Genomic DNA, 24580 nt, shown 5'->3' with positions numbered 1-24580 from the left:
GGCTTCGGGGGCTTGGGTGGATGGATCTTTTTAATTGCCATGCACACTCTCCTCTGGTCCAGCACCATTTGGCTACAAAGTAGCGTGTAAAACCTACGTGTGGCGAGCCAATACCGCTACCTCTCGAAGTAGCATGCATGCCAAATTCGATCTTTCGCCAGTCCCCAAGCCGCTTGATCCCCGTGTCTAACCCCACGGCCATTCCCAGTGCATCCCCGCACCAGACCGACGCTATCACTTGTTGACGACCGTCACAAGTTAAAGGCCGCTCGGCGTAACCGCCGGCGGCCTCAATTTGTAGACAAGTCGTTTGATCCCGCGCCATCCGGATTTACCGGAAGGCGCGCTTCGTGGAGAAGTCAGTTACTGGGCGTACTCCAAACCTGCCCCTTAACCCCGCGCACGCTGGCATCCGCCGAGCTATCCAGATCAAACACAATCACACTATTCCCGCCCTTCCGCTGCCAAGGCGCCGGAAAATACAACGCCCGCTGCGGCCCAATCTTCCAGTGCCTTCCCAAGTTGTGGCCATTGGCCCAGGCAAACCCTTTGCCGAAGGCACGCATGTCCAGGAAGGTATCGGCAGGCGTGCCGATCTTCACCGTGCCGCGGTGGAAAGCGGGGCCGTCGACCTTGGCGGTGGTCCAGCCGGTGAGCTTGCTCGGGTCGTCCATCGGCAGGGGGAAGGTCTGCCAGCCGGTGAGTTGCTTGCCGTCGAGCAGCACGGGGTCGACCAGGCCGGCGTGGCCGTCAGGGAGGTGGGCGCCGTAGTTGATGCGGCCGGTGTTCTCCACCAGCACGTCGAGGGTGTGGGGGCCGGCGGGGATGTCCACGTCCACGGCCACTTGCTGCAGGCGGCGCTCGGCGCTGCCGGCCAGTGTGCGGTCGACGTAGACGCGGGCGTAGTCGCGTACCTCGCCCAGGTACAGGCTGCCCTTGCGCGGGCCGGTGACGGTGGTGCGGTAGAGGATGTAGCCGTAGGCCTGGCCGTAGCGCTCCATCGGCTGCGGGGTGTCGGTGGTGGCGGCCGGGGCGGGCAGGTTGTCCCACAGCGAGGCGGATTCGCGTAGCGGCGTCGCGGGCAGTTCGGCGAAGCGGATCGGCGTGGGTAGCGCCGGCGGGGCGACGCCGGTGACGCGCTGGATGGCGTCGCGGAACAGGGTGAACTTGGGCGTGGGGCGGCCGGCTTCGTCGAGCACGGCGTCGTAGTCGTAGCTGGTGGTCTGCGGGGCGTAGTGGTCGCTGGGGTTCTTCTGGAAGTTGGCGCCATTCATGAAGCCGAAACTGGTGCCGCCGACGAACATGTAGAGGTTGGCGGAGTGGCCCTGGCGCAGGATCCATTCGAATTCGCTGGCCTGCTTGGTGGCATCGGTGGCCGCGTGCTTCTCGCCCCATTGGTCGAACCAGCCGGCCCAGTATTCGCCGACCATCTGCGGTTGCCCGGGGCGGAACTTGGCCAGGGTCTCGAAGGCGTTCTTGGCATCGCCGGGGGCGAAGTTCACCACGGCCAGGGTGTCGGGCAGGGTGCCGTTGGCGAGCACGTCGGGGCCGTCGGCGGTGAACAGCAGGGCCTTGTCGAAGCCGGCCTGGACGAACATGGCGCGGTTGCGGCGCATGTAGGCGTGGTCGTCGCCGTAGGAGCCGTATTCGTTTTCCACCTGCACGGCGACGATCGGGCCGCCGTTGCCGTTGAGCCGCGGCTTGACCTGGGCGGCGAGCGCGTCGAGGTAGGCCTGGCTGGCGGCGAGGAAGCGCGGGTCCTGGCTGCGTACGCGCATGCCGGGTTCGGCGAACAGCCACGCGGGGTAGCCGCCGGCTTCCCACTCGGCGCACACGTACGGGCCGGGGCGCAGGATCACGTTGAGACCTTGCGCGGCGGCTTCGTCGACGAAGGCGGCGATGTCGTTGTTGCCGCTGAAGTCGAACTGGCCCTGGTGCGGTTCCACCAGGTTCCAGAACACGTAGGTCTCCACCGTGTTCAGGCCCATCGCACGCGCTTTCTGCAGGCGGTCCTTCCAGTAGGCGCGCGGGATGCGCTGGAAGTGGATGGCGCCGGAAATGACCTGGTACGGCTTGCCGTCGCGGATGAAGTGATCGCCCTGGGTGGCGAAGGCGGGCCAGGCGGTGGTTGGAGTCGGCTGCGCGGCTGCCGGGAGCGACAGCAGGAGCGACAGGGCAAGGGCGGACAGGGAGCGGCGCAGCATGTGGGGTTTCTTCCGGTAGCGAGTTCGGGCTTTACCTGTAGGAGCGGCTTCAGCCGCGACCGGGCGTTCCGGGGAAGGCCCGGTCGCGGCTGAAGCCGCTCTTACGAGACGCGAGGATCAGCTAAACGATGGCGGCAGATCGTCCTTGCCCGCACCGAACGCGGTGTTGGGCTTGGGCCCCATCTCCAGTTCCAGCGTGCCGCCGGCGGCGAGGTCGGCGTGGCGCAGCCAGCTGCGGGTGTAGGGCTTGCCGTTCCAGCGGGCGCTCTGGATGTAGACGTTGGCCGGGCTGTTGCCGTGGGCGACGATGCGCAGGGTGCGGCCGTTGCCCACGTCCAGTTCGGCGCGCTTGAACAGCGGGCTGCCCAGCACGTAGTTGGCGCTGACCGGGTCCACCGCGTACAGGCCCAGCGCGCTGAGCACGAACCAGGCGCTCATCTGCCCGCAGTCCTCGTTGCCGGACAGGCCGTTGCGCGCGTCGTGGTACTGCTCGCGCAGCAGCCGGCGCACCATCGCCTGGGTCTTGTACGGCTGCCCGGCGTAGGCGTAGAGATAGGCGACGTGGTGGCTGGGTTCGTTGCCGTGCGCGTACTGGCCGACCATGCCGTCGATGTCCGGCGGCGCATCCGCCGGCAGTTCCGAGCTGGTGGTGAACAGTTCGTCGAGCTTGGCGACGAAGTGGTCGCGGCCGCCGAACAGGTCCATGTAGCCGTACAGGTTGTGCTGGTTGAGGAAGGTGGCCTGCCAGGCATTGGACTCGGTGAAGTCGCGCCACTGCGCGCTGTGGCCCATCGCGCGCGGATCGAACGGGGTGGCCCACTGGCCATCGCTCAGCCGCGGCTGCACAAAGCGGCTTTCGCGGTTGAACACGTTGCGGTACTGGCGCGAGCGTTCGCGCAGGTGCTTGGCATCGTCGTCGGCGCCGACCGCCTGCGCCAGGTGCGCCACCGCCCAGTCGTCGTAGGCGAACTCCAGTGTGCGGCTGACCGATTCGTCGACCTTGTCGCAGGGGATGTAGCCCATCGTCCGGTACAGCGCCAGGCCGTGCACGTCGTCGTCCATCGCGCGCTTGCGCCAGGCCGGGTAGGCGGCTTTCCAGTCGATGCCGGTGAAGCCCTTGGCGTGCGCCTCGGCCAGCACCACGGCGGAGTGGTAGCCGATCATGCAGTCGGTCTCCACGCCCTGCAGCGGCCAGATGGCGACGCCTTGCGGGGATTCGTGGGCGCCGCGCACCAGGCACTGCACCAGGTCGGGCACGCGCTCGGGCTGCACCAGGGTCAGCAAGGGATGCAGGGCGCGGTAGGTGTCCCACAGCGAGTAGGTGCTGTAGTTGTGGTAGCCGGTCGGTGCCTGGTGCACCTGCAGGTCCATGCCGCGGTAGCGGCCGTCGGTGTCGCTGAACAGGGTCGGCGCGATCAGGCTGTGGTACAGCGCGGTGTAGAAGATGCGGCGCTGCGCTTCGTCGTCGCTGTCGATGCGCACCCGCCCCAGTTCCTTCTCCCATTCGGCCACGGCGGCGGCGTGCACGCGGGCGAAGTCGAAGTCGGGCAGTTCCGCGTCGAGGTTGGCCAGGGCGTTCTCGGCGCTGACCGCGGAGATGCCGACCTTGACCAGCAGCGGCGCGTCGGCGGCATCGGGGTAGTGCAGGGCCAGTTTCAGGCGGTTGCCGTCGGCTCTGCGCGCGCTCGCGGCCAGCGGCTGGTCGTCGGCGTACAACTGCGCGCTGGCGAACGGCCGCGACAGGCGCATGGCGAAATAGATGTAGCGGCCCTTGGCCCACTGGTAGACGCGGCGGCCGCCGGTGACGGTCTGCGCATCGACCAGGCGCAGGCTGGCGTCTTCGACGCGGGCGGGAATCTCCGGCTTGTCCTGCATGCCGTGGCACAGGTCCAGCAGCAGATGTGCCGGCTTGCCCTTGGGGAAGTGGTAGCGGTGCAGGCCGGCGCGCGCGGTGGCGGTGAGTTCGGCATGCACGCCGCTGTCCTTCAGGCGCACGCGGTAATAGCCGGGCGAGGCGGCTTCGTCTGCGTGGTCGTAGCGCGAGCGGTAGCCGGCCTCGGGATGTTCGCGCGTGCCGGGCTGCAGCTTCACCGGGCCCGTGGCCGGCACCACCAGGAAATCGAGCATGTCGCCGATGCCGGTGCCGGACAGGTGGGTGTGCGAGAAGCCCATGATCGAGCCGTCGTCGGCGTGGTAGCCGGAGCAGGCGTCCCAGTCGGCGTTGTAGGTGTCCGGGCTCAGTTGCACCATGCCGAACGGCAGCGTGGCGCCGGGGAAGGTGTGGCCGTGGCCGCCGGTGCCGATGAACACGTCGACGTTGCGGGTGAGCTCGGCCTTGGCGCGCGCATCGGCCGGCAGCGCGTAGCTGCCGGCGCGTGCCTGCGCCAGGCGCGCGATGCCGCTGCTGCCGAACAGGGCCAGGGCGATGGCGCCCTGCAGGAAACCGCGTCGTGTGGCCATGGTGCTGTCCTCGGGGTGTGCGGCGGTGCGGTGGGGGTGTGTTTGCTGTTGTGGGAGGCACTTCCGTCCCGACGCGTTGTCGGTCAGGCCCGTCGGGACTGAAGTCCCTCCCACAGATGCAGTGATCGCGTCAGGCCTTCAGCAACTGCGGCTTGCGCTGATGCAGATCGATGATCAGCTCGCCGAACAAGGTGTTGGCCCAGGCGAACCAGTCGCGGGTGAAGGTGCTCGGGTTGTCCTTGTCGAAGGCTTCGTGCATGAAGCCGCTGTCGGCGTCGGTGGTCTTGAGCCACTGCAGGCACTGGCGGATCTGCGCGTCGTCGTCGCTGGCCAGGGCGTACTGCATCAGCGACATCGGCCAGATCGTGCCCAGGCCGCTGTGCGGGCTGCCCACGCCGTCGGCCGCGCGGCCGCGATAGAAGTAGGGGTTGCGCTCGCTCCAGGCCAGTTGCCGGGTGCGCAGGAACACGGGATCGCGGCGATCGCAGCAGCCCAGGTAGGCCAGGCTCAGCAGGCCGGGCGCGTTGGCGTCGTCGATGAACAACTGGTTGCCGTAGCCGTCCACCTCGTAGGCCCAGAACGGCTGGCCGTCGGCGTCGCGCATCTGCCCGAACTGACGAGTAGCGGTCTCGACCTGGTCGGCCAGGGCGCGGCACTCGCCGGCGAACGCGGCGTCGTGATGCAGCGCCTCGCTCATCGTCGCCAGTTGCCGCAGCGAGGTCACCGCGAACAGGTTGGCGGGGACGAACAGCGGGTACAGGCAGGCGTCGTCGGACGGGCGGAACATCGAGTGGATCATGCCGTTGGGCCGGGTCGGCTGCCCGTAGCCGTCCAGCACCAGGGTCTCGGTGGCCAGCGGCGAGGGCCGCTGGAAACTGTACGGGCCGCGGCCGTGCAGGCGCTGCTGTTCGCGGAAGGTGCGCACCACCACGTGCATGGCGGCGCGCCAGTCGTCGTCGAACGGCGCGGCATCGCCGCTGGCGCGCCAGTATTCGTGCGCCAGGCGGATCGGGTAGCACAGCGAATCCACTTCCCATTTGCGCTCGCCGACGCCGGGCTTCATCTCGGTGATGTCGGCCACCGACCACTTCAGGCGCTGGCTGGTGCCGTCGGGCAGGAAGGCGTTGGCGTAGGGATCCAGGCGGATGCAGGCGGCCTGGCGCTGGATCAGCCCATGGAACATGCGCCGCAGCGCCGGGTCGCGCTTGGCCAGCGGCACGTAGGGATGCACCTGCGCGGAGGAGTCGCGCAGCCACATCGCCTCGATATCGCCGGTGATGACGAAGGTGTCCGGCTTGCCGTTGCGGGTGCCGGTTTCGACGGTGGTGTCGAGGGTGTTGGGGTAGCAGTTCTCGAACAGCCAAGCCAGGCGCGGATCGGCGATGCCGGCCTTGACCGTGCGCAACTGGCGCTCGACCGCGGCGCTGACGAAGCGGCGCTTGCCCGGCGGCGGCCGCTTGCTGGGCAGCGCGGCGGACGCCGAGGCCGCGGCGGCGGCCGGCAGTGCCCCGCTCAGCAGCGCGGCGCCGGCGCTGGCGCCGAGGAAGTGGAGGATGTCGCGGCGGGTGGGCATGGCCTGGAACGCTCCGTGGAATCGACGAACACTCCCGGCGCGGGCTGGCACCGGGGAGGTGCCGGCCGCGGCCGGGAGGGCAGGTTGATGGTACCTATAACGGACCAATTTGCGACGACCTTACAACGTGTGGCGGTCCGATGCATCCTGCGACTGCACAACCGGCCCGCTCACGGATGGTGATGCGCGCCGTGCCAGTGCATCGGTCCCGAGCACACGCACTCGCCGTCGTCGTCGCCGTTGCCGGCATGCCCGAACAAGGCCTCCAGCAGCCGCCGCGACGGACTCCACTCGCCGATGGCCGGGTGGATCAGCATCGCCTTGCAGGCGTCCAGGTGGCTGCCGCTGAGCGCGGCGTCGATGGCGGCGTGCTCGTAGGCCTTGACCGTGCGCACCAGGCCCTGGATCGCCTCGGGCATGGGCCGCGCCGGCAGCGGGGTGATGCGGTCGCGCTCGATGGTGGAGGAGATCTCCACGATGTCGTCGTCGGCCAGTTCCGGCATGCAGCCCTGGTTGCGCACGTTGACCACGTGCCGCCCCGGCAGCGCGCCGGTCAGCGCGCTCATCACGTCCACGGCGATGCGGTGGTAGCCGGTGCTGGCGCGGAACGGGTCCGGCTGCGGCGCGAGGTCGTCGGCGAAGGCCGAGCCGGCTTCGGCCTCCAGCCGCATGTACGAGCCGGAGCGCTGCTGCAGGTAGGCGGCGTAGGTCTGCACCGCGCCGCTGCCGTCGCCGGCGTTGAGGCGGCTGCGCAGGTCGGCGATCAGGGTGTGGTTGAGCCGTTCGATCTCGCTGCCGCGGCTGGCGCCGCTGGCGCGCTGATTCTCCAGGGCGCGGCTGCGCTCGTAGTAGAAGTACAGGTATTCGGTGGGGATCAGCCGCAGCGTGCGCAGCATGTCGAAGTCGAACAGCGGCGCCAAGTACAGCTGGCGCAGGATCGCGTCGTCGGCCAGGATGCGGTCGAGCACGTCCTCGCCGCGCACGTGCACCGCGCGGATCCAGCCCAGGTGGTTGAGGCCGACGTACTCGCAGTCCACGTCCGCCGGCGGCTCGCCGAGCGCGCGGGCGATGTTGTGGAACAGCTCCACGGGCGTGTCGCAGATGCCGACCACGCGCGCGCGGGTGTGGCGGCTGATGGCCTGGGTGATCAGCCCGGCCGGGTTGGTGAAGCTGACCAGCCAGGCGTCGGGGCTGAGCCGCTCCACCATCCGCGCCTGCTCGATCGCCACCGGCACCGTGCGCAGTGCCTTGGCGACGCCGCCGGGGCCGGTGGTCTCCTGCCCGGCGTAGCCGTGGCGGATGATGGTGTGCTCGTCGGTGGCGCGCTGGCGGATGCCGCCGATGCGGATGCTGTTGAGCACGAAGTGCGCGCCGTCGATCGCCGCTTCCGCCGAACTGGCCGCGTTGACCTGCAGGTCGCCGCCGAACTCGGCGACCACGGCGCGGCCCAGCGCGACCATCAGCGCCAGCCGCTCCTGGTCCGGATCGTAGAGCACGATCTCGCGCGCGCCGAGCGCTTCGGCGGCATCGTTGACGCCGTACACCACCAGCGGCGCGCGCACGCCGCCGCCGCCGATCAGGGCGAGCTTACGGTTGGGAAAGGAACTGCTCATGGAGACTCCTGAGACGTGGGGGATCGGGAAGGCCGTCGAGCGCGCCGAGCGCGGTACAGCAGGCGGCGCCGCACAGGCAGCCGCGCTGCGCGCAGGCATCGAGGGAAAGGTGGTCCAGCAGCGCGTCGATGAAGCCGGCATCGAAGGCGTCGCCGGCGCCGGTGGTGTCCTGCACGGCGACCGTGGGCGCGGCGACCCGCCGCGCGCCGGCCGCATCCACCACGCAGGCGCCGGCGCCGCCGAGCTTGATCGTCACCTGCGCCAGCCCCAGCGCCTGCGCCCAGGCGGCGCAGGACGCGGCATCGTCGCCGACGCAACCGGCCAGCGCCGCCTCCTTCTGGTTGGGCAGGAAGTGATCGACCGTGCGGCAGGTGGCGTGGTTGTCCGGATCGGCCAGCCAGGCCGGGTTGAAGCCCACGTCCAGCGAGGTGCTGCAACCGGCCGCGCGCAACGCCGGCAGCAGCGTGCGCGCCAGCGCCGCCGGCAGCGGCAGGGCGAAGTGCACATGGCGCGCGGCGCACATCGCCTGCAGCACGGCCGCGCTGCCCAACAGCGGCTCCAGCGCGGCGTTGGCGCCGGGATAGGTGAAGAACGAACGGTCGTCGTGCAGCGACACGCTGGCGGTGACGCCGGTGCCGGCGGGATGGTCGACCAGGCCTTCTGTGCCGACGCCGAACGCGCCAAGGCGCTGCGCGAACCAGTCGCGGTCGCCGGCGCCGATCGCGCCGATCAGCGTGACCGTGCGTCCGAGCCGCGCCAGCCCGCAGGCGGTGTTGACGGTGCCGCCGCCGAGGTCGCGGTGGTAGTGCCGCGCCATCGCTTCCTCGCCCGGCCCGGGCCAGGCAGTGAAGCCGCTGAAGATGTGGTCGAGGTAGACCTCGCCGACCACCGCGACGTCGTGGGTTTTCATTGCTGGAAGGGCCATGCTGCCTCGCGTTTGGCCTGGATGAGATAGAGCGCGGTGCCCGCGCACAGCGCCAGCACTGCCGCCAGCAACCGCGGCAGCGGACTGGTGGCCAGCAGCGCCAGCCAGCCGCAGACGCTGATCAGCAGCGGCCACGGGTACAGCGGCATGGCGAAACGCGCGCGGCGCCGCGGTTGCCGCCGCAGCAGCACCACCGCCAGGCATTGCGCCAGGAACTGGAACAGGATCTGGATGATCATCAGCGTGGCGATCAGGTCGTCCAGCGACAGCGGGCAGGCCAGCGCCGAAGTGATGCCGACGAACAGCAGCGACACGGTAGGAAAACGCCCGCGCGGGTGCAGCCGCGCGAACACGCCGAAGAACTGGCCGGACGCGGCCGCGGCATACGGCACCCGCGAATACCCCAGCAGCACCACCAGCGCCGAGCCCCAACTGGCGAGCACGATCAGCGCCACCGCCACGGTGCTGCCCACCGGGCCATAGATGGCCTGCATGAAGTCGGCCACCACCGCCTTGGACTGCGCGGCCTGCCGCCACGGCAGCACGCCGAGCAGGGTCACGTTCAAGCCCAGGTACAGCACCGCCACGATCGGGATCGACCACAGCACCGCGCGCGGAATCGTGCGGCGCGGCTTGCGGATCTCGCCGCCGAGCATGCACACGTTGTTGTAGCCGCCGTAGTCGTACACCGCGATCAGCGCCACCGCGCCGAAGCCCAGCCAGAAGCCGTGCGGCGACGTCGGCCGCGCCTGCAGGAACTCGCGCGCCAGCGCCATGTCGAAATGCAGCGCGCCGCTGAGCACGATCCACACGCAGGCGGCGATCACCACCGCACTGACCAGCAGCGACAGCAGTTGCACCGAGCGTACCTGGCGGTACAGCAGCGCGGTGTTGAACAGGCACAGCGCCATGGCGATGCCGGTGAGCGCGGTGTGGCTCAGCCCGGGCATCAGGTAGGCCAGGTATTGCGCGCAGCCGACCGCGGCCGCGGCCACCGACAGCGGCGCGGTCAGCAGCGTCTGCCACAGGTACAGGAAGCCGAACAGGCGGCCGGCGCGGTCGCGGCCATAGGCCTCGCGCAGGTAGTGATACGGCCCGCCCGAGCGCGGGATCGCCGAGCCGAGTTCGGCCCACACCAGGCCATCGCACAGGCACAGCAGCGCGCCGACCACCCAGCCCAGCAGCACCGCCGGCCCGGCCAGCGCCGACAGCGCCAGCGGGATGGTGATGAACGGGCCGATCCCGATCATGTTGAGCAGGTTGGCCGACAGCGCACTCCAGAACCCCAGCGTGCGCGGCGGCGCGCCCTGGTCCGCGGTGGACGGGGAGGACGCGACGGGTGCGGCGAGCGACGTCATGTGCATGCGCGATCCTGTGGGGAGGGGAGGGATGCGACGGGCTGCGTGGCAGGCGTGGGGACGAGACCGTCGGCGCAACGCACCAGGCCCGGCTGCAGGCGGTGCAGATCGAGGATCAGCACCTGGTTGGCACCGGCGCGCAGCCAGGCGCCAGGGCAGTACAGGCATTGCTGCGGGCCGATGTCCCAATAGCGCCCAAGCAGGCGCCCGTTGACCCACAGATAGCCCTTGCGCCAGTCGCGCATGTCCAGGTGCACGTCGCCGGGCTGGTCGAGGGTGAATTCGGTGGCGAAAAACAGGCCCGGGCGCTGCGGCGGCGCCTGCAGCGGGCGCAGCGACGGTGTGGGGTCCGCGTCCAGCGCCAGCCCGCGCACCTCCCAGCCATGCAGCTCCTGCCCATCGAGCCGCACCGGGCCGAGCAGGCCCTTGCGATCGCCCAGCGCCGGGCCGAAGTTGATGTGGCCGAAGCTGTCGACCAGCACGTCCAGATCGCGCGTGTCCTGCGCTGCATCGGGCAGGCGCAGGTGCAGCGCGCTGCGCAGGCGCGGATGCCGCACCCGCGACACGTGGTCGAGTTCGCGCCCGTCCAGATGCACCACCGCGTAGTCGTGAACCTGTCCCAGGTGCAACGCCCGGCCCGCTGCGATCCGCCGCCGATACAGCACCAGGCCCTGGTCCTGGCCGAGCAGGCGCTGGTTGTCGATCGGGGTGTCGGTCTGCAGCGCGGGGCCGAGGTTGTCCCACAGCGCGGCCACGGGCTTGGCCTCGATCGCGTCGAAGTGTGCGCGGCGCGGTGCGGCGGGCACCGGTGGCGCGGGCGTGTCGGCCTGCGTGGCGATGATCTTGCGCAGCGCGAAGTACGCCGGTGTGGCACGGCCGGCTTCGTCGATCGGCGCGCCGTAGTCGTAGCTGGTCAACGCCGGCTGGAACTGCGAGCCGTCGTCCTCGGCATTGGCCCCGGCGCTGAGGCCGAAGTTGGTGCCGCCGTGCACCACGTACAGATTGAACGAATAGCCGGCGGCGGCGATACGGCGCAGCAGCGGCGCATAGTCGCGGCGCGCGAACTGCGGCTCGCCCCAATGCGTGAGCCAGCCCGGATAGCCCTCGGACACCCACACCGGCGCCTGCCCGGCGAAGGCGGTGGCCGCCTGCAGATCGTGCAGATCGGGACCATCGAGCCCCAGCGCAGCGCCGGGCAGCATCGCCTGGCGCCGACGCAGATCTTTGAGCCCTTCGGCCAGCGAGAACGGCCCGTCGACCCCATGGGACCGCCACAGCGCGGCCAGCGCCTGCAGATAGCCGACGTCGCTGCCGTGCATCGAGTATTCGTTCTCGATCTGCAGCATCAGCACCGGCCCACCGGCACTGGCCATCAACGGCGCGATGCGTGGCGCGATCGCCCCGATGTAGCGCTCCACTGCCGCCATGTAGCGCGCATCGTGGCGATCGCGCAGACGGATGTTCGCGTCGCGCAGCAGATACGGCGGCAACCCGCCCAGCGTCCACTCCGCGCACACGTACGGACCCGGGCGCAGATACACCCACAGCCCCTCCTGCTGGCACAGCCGGATGAACCCGACGAAATCGCGCTCGCCGCTGTCCAGATCGAACTGCCCCGGTGCCGTTTCCAGCGCATTCCACATCAGGTACAGCGCGATGGTGTTCAACCCCATCGCCTTGGCCATGCGAATCCGATGCAACCAATCCGCCTTCGCGATCCGCAGCGGATGCAGTTCCCCGCTGCGGATCTGCCATGGCTGCCCATCCAGCGTGAAGCGCCCCTGCGCGAAGCCGAACGCGTGCGTTCGCCCGTCTGGCACTGGTGCTGGTGTTGGAGCAGCCGCCCGCAACACCGGCACTGCCGCCAACCCCAACGGCGCCAGCAAACCGAACCGGCAGAACGCCCGGCGCTTCATTGCGGGCTCCAGCCGGAGCGTTGCTGTTGCTGTTGCTCTTCAGCTTTTGCTTTTCCCGGGTCCCCTCCGTAGCGGCGGAGCTGGCGGGTTAAACCCCCCGCAGGGGGGCGGCGCACAGGGACGTGCGCCGTTTTCGGCCGGGGCAGGATGCCCCGTCCGAAAATCCCGTCAGCGGAGCGGACCCGCGTAGCGGGCGCGAAGGCGGGGTGTGCTTTCTTTTGGTTACTTTTCTTTGCACAAGCAAAGAAAAGTGACTCGCCGCCAGGCGAAAGCTTTTGCTTTTGATGGCTAACCCAGGCGATACCGGTAAAGCCCGTCGGGACTGAAGTCCCTCCCACAAAAAGCGTTGTTCCAGCCGATTCGGGAAAGCCTGTCGCGGCTGAAGCCGCTCCTACAAGAGCGGCGGTGTGTGCCGCTAGTGTGAGCTGCTGAGATCGCATGATCCAAGCAGCGTCGGTCAAGCCCGTCGGGACTGAAGTTTCTCCCACAAGAGCCATAGTCCAGGCTTTGTCGGGAAAGCCTGTCGCGGCTGAAGCCGCTCCTACGACAACCGAAGCACGCGCTGCTTGAGTGGACTCCCGATGCAGCCTGATCCATGCCGCATCGGGAAAGCCCGTCGGGACTGAAGTCCCTCCCACAAAAAGCGTTGTTCCAGGCGAGTCCGGAAAGCCTGTCGCGGCTGAAGCCGCTCCTACGACAAGCGGGGCGCGCGCTGCGCGATCGGGCTGCCGATGCAGCCTGATCCAGGCCGCATCGGTAACGCCCGTCGGGACTGAAGTCCCTCCCACAAAAGGACTTGTCCACGCGGAGTCGGTAAGGTCCGCCGGGACCGAAGTCCCTCCCACACAAAGCGTGGCAACGCTCCGCGATGGCATCCCAGTGCGCACGCCGCGCGGCCTAGAACGCGTACTTGACGGTCAACAGCGTCATCATGCCGGCATCCACGATGTCCGACACCGCCAGATTGTGCCGGCCCACATGCCCCCAGTAACTGTATTCCTTGGTGAGATTGGAGATCGACAGATCCACATTCACCCCGTTGTCGAAACGATAGCCCGCATGCAGATCCACCCGCCGCGTCGGCCGCGCCCACAGGTCGTCCCACGGCGCGTTCTGGTGCAGGAAGTCGTAGTTCAGCAGGTACGAACTGCTGAAGTGATAGCTCAGGTTCACCGAGAACTTCGAGCGCTCGTAGAACAGCTCCAGATTGGCCATCGCATTCGGCGCCGACTGCATCTGCTCGTCTTCGAAGCCGACCATGCCCAGATCGGCGTGCGCATGCTGGCGCGTGGCGTTGGCGCTCACGCCCAGCCCGTCGAACGGCGCCGGCAGATCCTGGAAGCGCTGCCGCGCGCTGACTTCCACGCCGTAGACGCGGCCGTCGCCGCCGTTGGTCGGCATCTGGTAGAACACCGTGCCGCTGCCGCTGGTGCCCGAATTGGCCTGGCCGGAACCGGCGTCGTAGATGTAGTGATGCAGCCGCTTGTAGAAGCCGGCCACCGAGAAGAACCCACCGTGGTCGGTCGCCCACTCGCCGGACAGATCCAGGTTGGTCGAGGTGATCGCCTTCAGGTCCGGATTGCCCTGGGTGATGGTGGTGATGCCGTTGGAGATGTTGATCTGGCTGCCGCCGCCCAACTGCACGAACGCCGGCCGCGTATAGCTGGTCCACAGCGCCGCGCGGTAGGTGGTGGCGCTGTCCGGGCGCCAGGTCAGGAACACGCTCGGCAGCGGCTGGTCATAGTGCGTGCTGTTGGCGGCGAAGTAACCGACCTGCTGGTTGCCGTCGCTGTCGGTCGGCGTGGTCCAGAAGGTGTTGTGGATGCTGGTGTGCTCGAAGCGCACGCCCGGCACCACTTCCAGGCTGCCGAAGGAGAAGGTCGCCATCGCGTAGGCGGCGCTGACCGCCTCGGTGCCACGCATCGTGTTGCAGTTGTAGTTGTTGACGTAGAACGCGCTGCCGCAGGTGTCCAGGTCGTCGTCGGTGAGGTGGTTGGCGATGACCTGCGCCACCGCGCCTTCGCTGACCCGCGGCGTGGCCCAGTGGTACTTGCCGGGGAAGATCGCCGCATAGCCGCCGTTGAAGATGCCCAGGTCGCCCAGGGTGCTGGTGTCGGGCACCGGGCCGGTCCACCAGTCGCGGTTGCTGTAGTGGCGGCTGCTCTTGCTGTACTTCACGCCGAACTGCAGCGCGGTCAGCGCGCCGTCGGCGAAGTCGTAGCGCGCGTCGAACTTGGCGCCGCCCTTCTTCTGCCCGGAGTAGATCTTGGTCGACTCGCCGTAGCTGCTGGCGTACAGCGAGGGGATGTTGTTGACCTGCGCCAGCAGCGCCGGGGTCAGCTGCGGATAGGGGAAGGCGCCGCTGCCGTATTGCATCAGGCTGCTGCCGGAGTAGGCGAAGTTGGCCTGGCTGAACTTGTCCTCGCGCCCGTCGATCTCGATGTGGTCGGGGCGGTCGTTGTCGCCGAAGCTGTAGAACAGGTTCGGCGACAGCGTCCAGTTGCCGGCGGTCTTGCGTGCGCCCACCTGGAAGGTGGCCAGGTCGGCGATTTCCGGGTTGGTCTCGTACCAGAAACGTGCGGCGATGCGGTTGATGTTGGGCGAATACACGCCGGGCGTGGCGGTCGGCACGAAGCTGACGTCCTGCGGCAGCAACTGCACGAAGGTGGTGCCCTGGTCGGTCTTGGCGTAGGCGTAGGTGGCGCGCGCGTACAGCGACAGGGTCTCGTCCACGTTCCAGTCGAAGGCGGCATTGCCGCCGTAGCGGCGCTCCCAGCCGGCGACCACGCCGACGTTCATGCCGGTGCTGGTCAGGTTGTCCTGCGGCGCGTAGCCGGCGGCGTTGCTGCCGTCGGCGTTGGCTTGCAGGAATTTCCAGGAGCCGTCGTTGAGCGCGCTGGTGGCCGCGGCCACCTCGCTGTTGGTGGAGGTGCGGTAGTCGTAGTAGGCGCTGGCGTAGAAGCCGAACTGCTGCTCGTCGCCGAACTTGTGCTGGAACTCGCCGGCCAGGCCGCCGCCCAGGCCGTCGCCGCCGTAGTCGCGGGCGCGGCTCTCGACGCGGCCGCTGACGGTGACGCTGCCGCTGGTGGTGTCCTTGTAGTCGTAGGCGGTGGGCGTGCGGAAATCCAGGGTGCCGCCGATCGCGTCACCGTCCATGTCGGCGGTGGAGGTCTTGTTGGCGACGATGGTCTGCAGGCCCGAGGGCGGCAGCAGGCTCAACTGCACGCTGCGGCTGTACGGCATGCCCTGGGCGACGGTGACGCCGTCGATCAGGTTGACGTTGTATTCGGAGGGCAGGCCGCGCACCGAGGCGAACATGCCTTCGCCGCGCGCGGCGCCGTCGACGCCGCCGAAGTAGCCCGAGCCGCTGTAGGTGATGTTGATGCCGGCGATCAGGCCCAGCGCCTCGGCGACATTGTGCACGGCGGTGTGTTCGAGGTCGTTGGCCGAGAGCACGTCCACCGTGTTCGAGGAGTTCATCTTCAGCGTGCTGGCGTCGTAGCGGTTGGCCGCCACGCTGATCGTCTGCAACTGCTTGGCCTCGTCCAGCGCGATCGACACCGTGGCGGCGCCGCTGTCGGCGACCTGCACGGTGGTTTCCGGTGCGCTGAAGCCGGGGTAGTCCAGTTGCAGCGCGTACTGCCCGGCCGGCACGTCGGCGATGACGAAGCGGCCCTGCGCGTCGGTGACGGCGCTGAGTGCGGTACCGGCGATGGCGACCTTGGCGTGCGCGGCGGGCTTGCCGCTGCTGCGCTCCTTGAGTTCGCCCTGCACGGTGCCGGCCAGCGCAGGTGCGGTGGCGGCGAGGCCGGTGATGGCCAGAATGGCGGCGCACAGCGCCTTGCGCTTGCAATGGGGATGGGTTGCCACGTGACACCTCGCTGATCGTGATCGGTGCGGGCACGCGCCGAAGGCGACGCGCCGCTGCGTTCCTGGATGGCAGACACGATGGACGGAAGGCGCGCGCGCTCGAACCGCACGCCGGACGGCGTGCGAACAGGACAGAGCGAACGGCGACCGACGCGAGGCGTCTGCCGGCTGGGGCGGACCGTTAGATGGCGATCAGTGGCGTGGCGGCGAGTAGCCGGCGATGCACTTGGAGCGCGAACGCAGCGCGCTCAGCTTGTAGCGACGGGTCATGCGCAGCGGCCCCCGTGCGTGCCCGCGCGGAACGCGGACGACAGGCAGGGCGCCGGAACTCCGGCGAGGCATCGATCCTGGCTGCGACGACTGCATGACATGGCACATCACCCCTGGAACTGCCCTGGAAAACGCCGCAAGTGCTGCGGCGTTCGGCGCGTCTGGCATCGTCGGCGCGTGGCACCGACGTGTTATCGATACCGCTGTCCCGGAAGACTGTCAATAGGTCGTGAAAAATAAATTAGCTGGGCGCTGAAACGCAGGGAGTTGGAGCCCGGCGGTGGGAGCGCGCCGGGCCGTTACGCTGCACCGCCGCATGCGCTGGCGCATTTCGTAGACAGGGGCCGCGGGCGGCAGCCCCCGTCGCTCACTTCGGCAGGGCCATGCGTCCGCTGATCGAGAACGCGGCGTCCTCGCCGGGCGCACCGGTGCCGGGCTGGCCGCCGCCGACGAACAGGCGGTAGTCGCCAGCCTCGACCGCGCGCTGGCCGCTGCGGTCGACGTCGCTGAGCTGGCGCGCGTCCAGCGCGAAGGTCAGCGTGCGCGCCTCGCCCGGTTGCAGGTGCACGCGCTGGAAGCCGACCAGGCTGCGCAGCGGCGATTGCGCACGTTGCGGGTACTGCAGGTAGACCTGCACCACCTCGTCGCCGGCGCGCGCGCCGGTGTTGCGCACGGTGGTGCTCACCTGCAGCGGCTGGCCGGCCTGCAGCGTCGTTGCCGACAGCTGCGGGGCGTCGTAGGCGAACTGGGTGTAGCTCAGCCCGTAGCCGAACGGGAACAGCGGCTCGCCCTTGAAGTAGCGGTAGGTGCGGCCCTTCATGTCGTAGCTGACGTAGGGCGGCAGGTCCTTGGTCGAGCGGTAGAAGGTCACCGGCAGGCGGCCGCCGGGGTTGATGTCGCCGGCCAGCGCCTGGGCGATGGCGGTACCGCCGGACTGGCCCGGATACCACGCGGCGATGATCGCGTCGGCATGCTGCTTGGCCCAGTTCAACGCCACCGCGCTGCCGCTCATCAGCACCACGACCAACGGCTTGCCGCTGGCCTTGGCCCGTTCCAGCAACGCCTGCTGCGCCGCCGGCAGGGCCAGGTCGTTGCGGTCGCCGCCGTCGAAGCCGGGCACGTCGATGCGCAGTTCCTCGCCTTCCACGTCCGGCGACAGGCCGACGAAGGCCACCACCGCGTCGGCCTGCGCCACCGCGCGTTCGGCCTCGGCCAGCTGCAGCGCCGGCGGCGCCAGCCACTCCAGGCGCAGGCCCTGGTCCTGGCCGCGGTGTTCCAGCTCCAGGCGGATGCGGCGCGGTTGCGCGTCGTCGAAATGCAGCACCGCCTCGACGTTGCGGCCGTCGGCGTTGTGCATGCCGGCCGGCAGGTGCTTGTCCTCGGCGTTGCCGGCGATCACCAACTGGTCGTCGACGTACAGGCGCACCGGGTCGTGGCCGGTGCAGTCGAAGCAGCGCGCCACCCGCACCGCCAGGGTGTAGTCGCCAGGGCCGGGCGGCAGCAGTTCGCCGCTCCAGCGCACCGAGTAGCGGTCCTTGTCCACGCCCTTGGCCGGGGCCACGTGGTCCCAGTTGAAGCCGACCACGCGGTCCTGGCGCTGCACGCGCGGCGTGCCGGCCAGGTCCAGGTTGTCGAAGTACTCGCCGCGCAGCCCGGGCTTGCCGTCGCTGCGCAGCGCGGTCTCGGGGATCATGCCGGGCACGCCGGCGGCCAGCGGCGCGCCCTGCGCATAGGCGACCTGGGCGACTCCGAAGCGCGTGCGCAGGCCCTGCAACGGCGTCACCGGTTGCACCGAGGTGCCCTGGTAGTTGGCTTCCAGCGCGGCCAGCGCATCGGCGTTGGGGCCGAGCACCGCCAGGCGCAGGCCCGGGCGCAGCGGCAGGGTGGCGTTGGCGTTCTTCAGCAGCACCAGCGATTGCTGCGCGGCCTGCAGCGCCAGCGCGCGGTGCGCGGCGCTGTCGATGTCCTTGGCGCTCAGCCGCGCATACGGATCGTTGCGCCGCGGCTGCAGTTCGCCGAGCCGGTAGCGCGCGGCGAACAGGCGCACCAGCGAGCGGTCGAGCAAGGCTTCGTCGGCTTCGCCGCGGTCGAAGGCGATGCCGAGGTCGCGGTAGGCGGTGCCGCAGTTCAGATCGTGCCCGGCCTTGAGCGCGGCCGCAGACGAGCCGGCGTTGTCGGGGCGGTAGTAGTGGAACTGGGTCATGTCGTCGATCGCATCGCAATCGGACACGACGAAGCCCTTGAAGCCCCAGTCGCCGCGCACGCGGCCGTTGATCAGCCAGTCGGCGGCGCAGGCGGGTGTGCCGTGTAGCGAGTTATACGCGCACATCACCGAGCCGGCTTGGCCGTCGACGATGGCGGCGCGGAACGCCGGCGAGTAGGTCGCCTCGAAATCGTGCGGCGACACGTCCACGTCGAAACCGTGGCGGCCCGGTTCCGGCCCGCTGTGCACGGCCAGGTGCTTGGGCGTGGCGATGGTGCGCGGATGCGCCAAATCGTCGCCCTGCAGGCCGCGGATGAAGCCGACCGCGAGCCGCCCGGTGAGGTAGGGATCCTCGCCGTAGGTTTCCATGCCACGGCCCCAGCGCGGGTCGCGGAAGATATTGATGTTGGGCGACCAGATGGTCAGCCCGGCGTAGCGCGGGTGATCCTTGCCGGGGCCGCCGGCGAGGTTGAACTTGGCCCGCGCCTCGGTGGAGGTGACGGTGCCGACGTCGTGCAGTAGTTCGGTGTTCCAGGTCGCGGCCAGGCCGATCGCCTGTGGGAACACCGTGGCTTCGCCGTTGCGGGCGATGCCGTGCAGGCCCTCGCTCCACCATTCGTAGGCGGGCACGCCCAGGCGTGGGATCGCCGGCGCAGCGTTCATCGCCTGCGCGATCTTCTCGGCGCGGGTCATCTTCGCCACCAGCGCGGCGGCGCGGTCTTCCGCGTCGTCGGCATGGGCGAGCGGGGCGGCGAGCAGGCCGATCGCGCACAGCACCAGGTAGATGCGCCTTTGTGGGAGGGACTTTAGTCCCGACGCTTTACCGGTAACGCCCCGTCGGGACTGAAGTCCCTCCCACAAGGTGACGCCCGCCCGCGACATCGGCACGCCCATCACTTCGCCTCCGCCGGCTCGGCCGGCGCACCGGCCAGGGTCCCGCCCAGGTCGCGCACCTGCAGCGCCGCGCGCAACTGCTCCAGGGTGGCGCTGCTGTGCACGCGCACGGTCAGCGGCTCGCCCGGCAGCAGGTCGAAGGCGTTGTCGGACAGGGTCACGTCGAGGTCGCCGAAGCTCAGCCACACCTGCGCGGCGAGGGTGGTGCTGCTCAGGGTCAGCGCGTAGCCGTCGCCGTCGGCGCGCAGGTCGCTGCGGATGTCGGCCTGCGGCCACTGCAGGCGCTTGGCCGCGTCGAAGTACACCAGGGTGCGCGACAGCACGCGCTCGCCGTCGAGCAGCTCGAACACCGCCACGCTGCGGCGCGGATCGGCGCGGCGCAGCAACTGCGCATCGCTGAAGCTGCCCACGCGCACGCTGGACAGCGGCGCCAGGGTCACCGGCTTCTCGGTCTTGCTCAGCACCTTGCCGGACAGGTCCATCACCCGCATGCGCCAGCGCGCGGCCAGCGGCGTGGTGCGGTCGGAAACCAGCGACACCGTGGTCTGGCCCTTGTCGTCGCGCAGTGCGGCGATCAGTTCCGGCGCATAAAAGCGGCGCGCGTGGTACTGCAGCGCCTTCCAGCGGCCGAAGTAGTCCACGCTCGACCACGAGGCGCCGGGCCACACGTCGTTGAGCTGCCAGTACAGCGAGCCCATCGCCTGCGGCCGCGACGCGCGCAGGTGTTCGGCGGCCAGGGTGATGCCCTCGGCCTGCATGATCTGGCTCAGGTAGACGAAGCTGGCGAAGTCCTTGGGCTCGCCGAACGCACGGCGGATGTACAGCAGCAGGCGCTTGTTGCCGTTGCCCTTGTCGAACTTCTGGTGCGCGCGCATCACCGGCGATTCCGGCTTCAGGTCGCCGGGTTCGGCGAAGGCGCGGATGGTGCGCATCTCGGGGAACGACTGCAGGCCGTATTCGGACATGAAGCGAGGGGTCACGTTGAGGTACTCGGTGACCGGCAGCGCCGGGCCGCCCCAGACCTTCCAGTAGTGCATGTCGCCGTCGTCGGGCTGGTCGGCGGCGCCGTCGAAATCGGTGCCCGGCGAGGTCGCCCAGTACGGGGTGTCGCTGTCGTACTTCTGCACCGCCTCGCGCAGCACCGTGCCGAACAGCGTGGTCATGCCGCGGACGATGCGCTCGCGCTCTTCCGGGTCGATCGACTGCTTGAACTTGACCCGGTCGCCCCAGTTCTCCCAGCCGGTCTGCACTTCGTTGTTGCCGCACCAGATGACGATGCTGGGGTGATCGCCCAGGCGCCGCACCTGCTCCTCGGCCTCGGCGCGGGTGTTCTCGCGGAAGGCGACGTCGTAGGGCGGGATCGCGCCGCCGAACATGAAGTCCTGCCAGATCATGATGCCCAGGCGGTCGGCGTCCTCGTAGAAGCTGTCCGGCTGGTAGTGGCCGCCGCCCCACATGCGCAGCATGTTCATGTTGGCCTCGCGCGCGGACTGCAGGAAGCCGCGCATGCGCGCGGCGTCGACGCGGGTGGGGAAACTGTCGAACGGAATCAGGTTGGCGCCCTTGGCGAACACCGGGATGCCGTTGACCACCAGGGCGAAGCTCTTGCCCCACTGGTCCTTCTCGCGGCGTAGCTCGACGCTGCGCAGGCCGGTGACGCGCTGCGCCTCGAAGCGCTCGCCCGCGGCATCGCGCAGGTGCGCCTTGAACGTGTACAGATCCTGGCGGCCGTAGCCGGCCGGGAACCAGCGCTGCGGCTTGGCGATGCGCACCGGCACGGTCAGGGTGTTGGCACCCGGGTCGACGACCGCGCGCTGGCTGAACTGGCCCACGCGCTGGCCGTCGGGACCGAGCACGTCCAGGTCCAGCTGGACTTCGCCGCTGCGGCCGGCCTGCACCTGCACCTGCAGTTGCGCCAGCAACTGCGCCGCGTCGGCGTCGACGCGCTGCTGGGCGATGCGCAGGCCGTCCACGCGCAGGTCGTCCCAGGCTTCCAGGCGCACGCCCTGCCAGATGCCGGCGGTGACGATGCGCGGGCCCCAATCCCAGCCGAAGTTGTAAGGCGCCTTGCGCACGTAGGTGGAGCTGTGCCGCGCCTCCGGTTCGTCGCCGAACGCCGAGTCGTAGGCGCCGGGCAGCGCGTATGGCTGCTTGGCCAGCCACGGCTGGATCTTCTTGATCGGCGAGGCGATGCGCACTTCCAGCACGTTGTCGCCGCGCTTGAGCAGCGGTTTGGCGTCGACCCGCCACTGCCGGAACATGTTGTCGGCGGCGAGCAGCTTCTTGCCGTTGAGGTAGACCTCGGCGAAGGTGTCCAGCCCGTCGAACACCAGTTCCAGGTGCGGGCGCGCCAGCAGGGCCGCGTCGACCTGGAATCGGGTCTGGTACTGCCAGTCGCTCAGACCCGCCCACTGGATCTGCGCTTCGTTGTCGCGATAGAACGGATCGGGCACCACCCCGGCGGCGATCAGGTCGGTCTGCACCGTGCCCGGCACCTGCGCCGGCAGCCACTGCGCCGCCTTCGGATGCGCCTTGGCACTGGCATCGCCCGGCGCCAGCCGCACCTGCCAGCCCTGTTGCAGCGACAGCGTCGTCGGCGCCGCCGCCTGGCCCAGCGCCGGCAAGGCCAGCGCCAGCAGCAGCCCGAGGCGGGCAGGAAGGCGCGTGCGCGACGCGGAACGGGGGCGGCGGGGCGGCTGGGTCATGCGAGGGTCTCCGTGGTCAGTGCGCGGCGGCGGGGGGCGCCTGCGCTGCGGTGTCGATCAGATGGACGGCGCCGATGGCGTAGTACGGCCCGGCGATGGGCGCGGTGGAGCGTAGGCACAGGTCGTGCACGCCGGTCTGCTTGGGCAGCCGCGCTTCCAGCGCGAACTGGTCGCCCAGGGTCTTGCCGGCCGGCAGCGGCAGCCGCGCCAGCAACTTGCCCTTGCAGTCGCCCAGCCGCACTTCGAACTCGCCGCGCGGGCTGTGCGCCGGGTAGCGCTTGACCTTGGCCTGGTCGTGCGCCAGCCCGTAGTTGCGCGCCAGGCGGGCGGCGTCGATGCGGATGCGGTCGATGCCGTCCAGGCGCGCGTCGGCGTAGCGCCAGCAACTAGTGAACAGGTCGATGTTGAACACCGGCGTGTCCTGGTCGGCCAGGTCCGGCAGCAGCGGCACGCGCAGGCCCAGCTCGCCGCCTTCGCACGAGGCCAGGCCCTGGGTGTCGCGGCTGAGCAGGTTGGCGCGGTCGAGGATGCGGCTGCGCGGCGCGGCCAGCAGGCGGCCGTCGTCGGCGTAGGTGGCCGCGCGCACGGTCACCGGCAGGGTCACCGCGAACGGCGCGGTGTAGCGCGGCGAATCGGCCTTGGGCTCGCTGCCGTCGGTGGTGTAGCGGAAGCTGCCGAACTTGGCCTGGTTGCCCAGCACCACCGTGGCCTGGCCGCTGTCCAGCGCGGCGTTGTCGCCGCCCTGCACGGCGATGTCCGGGGCGAAGGCGCCGTCGCCGTAGGCGATGCCCTGCAGGCGGTAGCGGTCCAGCTGCGCCGGCATGCGCTGCAGGAAGCCGTTCCAGTCGCGCGCGGCCATCGGCGACCAGCCGGCCTCGGCCACCGCGCTCAGCCGCGGGAACAGCGCATGGTCGATATGCCAGGCGGAGGGGATGTACTCGCTCCACAGCGCTGCCTGCACGCCGAGCACGTGCTTGCTCTCCTCGGGGCTGAGTGCGGCCGGCACCGGGTCGAAGCCGTAGACCTTCTGCAGCGGCAGCGTCGCCAGGCGGCCGTTGGGCTCGTCGTTGCGCGCACTCTGCAGGTTGTCCAGGTACATCCAGCCGGCCGGTGCCAGCACCACGTCGTGGCCTTGCTTGGCGGCGGCGACCGCGCCGTCCACGCCCCGCCAGGACATCACCGAGGCACTCGCGGGCAGTCCGCCTTCCAGGATCTCGTCCCAGCCGATCAGGCGCCGCTGGTGCTGGGTCAGGTAGTCGGCCAGCTGCTGGTTGAACCAGCCCTGCAGCGCGTGCGCATCCTTGATGCCGAGCTTGCGCATCTGCGCGCGCACCGCCGGCGAGCGTTCCCACTGGTCCTTGACCGCTTCGTCGCCGCCGATGTGGATGTACGGCGAGGGGAACAACTGCAGCACTTCATCCAGCACGCCGCGGATGAAGGTCATGCTCTTGTCGTTGGTGTTGAACAGGTAGGGATTGACGCCCCAGTCCACCGACACCTTGGGCCGCTGCCGGGTCACCCCGACCAGCTCCGGATACGCCGCCACCGCCGCCTGCGCGTGCCCGGGCATGTCCAGTTCCGGCACGATGGTGATGTGGCGTTCGGCGGCGTAGGCCACCAGGTCGCGGATCTGGTCCTGGGTGTAGAAGCCGCCGTAGCGATCGGGCAGGCCGTGGGTGCCCGCGCCGGGCGGGGTGCGCCAGGCGCCGATCTCGGTGAGCTTGGGATAGCGCTTGATCTCGATGCGCCAGCCCTGATCGTCGGTCAGGTGCAGATGCAGCACGTTGAGCTTGTGCTGGGCCATCGCGTCGAGCAGGCGCTTGACCGTGTCCGGGCCATGGAAGTGCCGCGCCACGTCGAGCAGCACGCCGCGCCAGCCGAAGCGCGGCCAGTCGCGGATGTGCACCTGCGGCACGTCCACCTCGCCCTTGCCGGCGTCGGGGGTCATCAACTGCCAGGCGCTGATCGCGCCGTAGAACAGGCCGCGCTCCTCGCGCGCCTGGATCAGCATGGTGCGCGGGTCCACGTCCAGCGTGTAGCCCTCGGCCTGCGCGACCTCGGTATTGGGATTGAGCTGCAGGCGGATGCTGCCGTCGGCGGGGATGGTCTCCGCTCGCACCTCCAGCGACAGGCCGCGGGTCTTGCTCAGCAATTGCGACAGTTGCTGCGCCACGCGCTGCGCGCCGGCGTCGTCGAGAGGCACCGACAGCACGGCGCCGGTGCCGATGGTCAGGGTGCCGCCGTCGCGCTCGGCCTTGGCTGGCGCCGGGATCAGCGGCAGCGGCGTCTTGTCGTCGTCGTCATCGTGTTTCGGGGCCGGCGGCGGCGCTGCGGCAGGCTTGGCCGCGGGCGTCGGTGCCGGCGGCGGAGCGCGGTCGCAGCCGCCGAGCAGGCTGCCACAGGCGAGCAGGGACAACCCCAGCCAGGCGTTGCGGGAGGCCGCCGCGATGCGCGCGGCGGCGGGCATCGGGCGGTGCGGCAATCGGGGGTGTGCACCCACTGCAGTCATCGGTCTACCTCAAGCGATCGAGATGCATATCGTAGAGGCTGTGAGGTAGCCTGGGGTGAGCGCGGCGCGTTCGCTGCGCG

General features: G+C 69.6%; 11 protein-coding genes. All 11 read right to left on the bottom strand.

Features of this window, described 5'->3' with window-relative positions; genetic code table 11:
* Window positions 1-359: 359 nt before the first annotated feature.
* On the bottom strand, window positions 360-2204 hold the full coding sequence (locus AC1PLR_RS14585) for a glycoside hydrolase family 35 protein (protein WP_481101441.1): 1845 nt from the start codon (window positions 2202-2204) through the stop codon (window positions 360-362).
* Between the two features lie 117 nt (window positions 2205-2321).
* The gene (locus AC1PLR_RS14580; RefSeq protein WP_481101440.1) at window positions 2322-4664 is read right to left on the bottom strand and encodes a GH92 family glycosyl hydrolase; all 2343 of its coding nucleotides are present in this window, start codon (window positions 4662-4664) and stop codon (window positions 2322-2324) included.
* 130 nt (window positions 4665-4794) lie between these two features.
* Window positions 4795-6237, bottom strand: coding sequence for a glycoside hydrolase family 125 protein (locus AC1PLR_RS14575; RefSeq protein WP_481101439.1), 1443 nt, complete (start codon window positions 6235-6237; stop codon window positions 4795-4797).
* 170 nt (window positions 6238-6407) lie between these two features.
* Entirely contained in the window at window positions 6408-7850 is a 1443-nt protein-coding gene (locus tag AC1PLR_RS14570; protein WP_481101438.1) for a 6-phospho-beta-glucosidase, read from the bottom strand.
* The gene (locus tag AC1PLR_RS14565; RefSeq protein WP_481101437.1) at window positions 7825-8760 is read right to left on the bottom strand and encodes a carbohydrate kinase family protein; all 936 of its coding nucleotides are present in this window, start codon (window positions 8758-8760) and stop codon (window positions 7825-7827) included. Before AC1PLR_RS14565 ends, AC1PLR_RS14570 begins: the two co-directional genes overlap by 26 nt.
* Window positions 8757-10133 (bottom strand): APC family permease, encoded by a 1377-nt coding sequence (locus AC1PLR_RS14560; protein WP_481103607.1) that lies wholly within the window; start codon window positions 10131-10133, stop codon window positions 8757-8759. The genes AC1PLR_RS14565 and AC1PLR_RS14560 overlap by 4 nt, the downstream gene beginning before the upstream one ends.
* Window positions 10130-12049, bottom strand: coding sequence for a beta-galactosidase (locus AC1PLR_RS14555; RefSeq protein WP_481101436.1), 1920 nt, complete (start codon window positions 12047-12049; stop codon window positions 10130-10132). Before AC1PLR_RS14555 ends, AC1PLR_RS14560 begins: the two co-directional genes overlap by 4 nt.
* 897 nt (window positions 12050-12946) lie before the next feature.
* The gene (locus AC1PLR_RS14550; RefSeq protein ID WP_481101435.1) at window positions 12947-15919 is read right to left on the bottom strand and encodes a TonB-dependent receptor; all 2973 of its coding nucleotides are present in this window, start codon (window positions 15917-15919) and stop codon (window positions 12947-12949) included.
* A gap of 637 nt (window positions 15920-16556) precedes the next feature.
* A complete protein-coding gene (locus AC1PLR_RS14545) occupies window positions 16557-19286 on the bottom strand; it encodes a glycoside hydrolase family 3 C-terminal domain-containing protein (RefSeq protein WP_481101434.1) in 2730 nt (909 codons plus the stop codon).
* Window positions 19286-21991 (bottom strand): beta-mannosidase, encoded by a 2706-nt coding sequence (locus tag AC1PLR_RS14540; RefSeq protein WP_481101433.1) that lies wholly within the window; start codon window positions 21989-21991, stop codon window positions 19286-19288. Before AC1PLR_RS14540 ends, AC1PLR_RS14545 begins: the two co-directional genes overlap by 1 nt.
* 16 nt (window positions 21992-22007) lie before the next feature.
* Window positions 22008-24500, bottom strand: a complete 2493-nt coding sequence (locus AC1PLR_RS14535; RefSeq protein ID WP_481101432.1) for a family 20 glycosylhydrolase — start codon at window positions 24498-24500, stop codon at window positions 22008-22010.
* Window positions 24501-24580 lie beyond the last annotated feature (80 nt).

Source organism: Xanthomonas sp. NCPPB 3570, from assembly GCF_056725115.1.
This window is presented reverse-complemented; position numbering and strand designations above follow the sequence as displayed.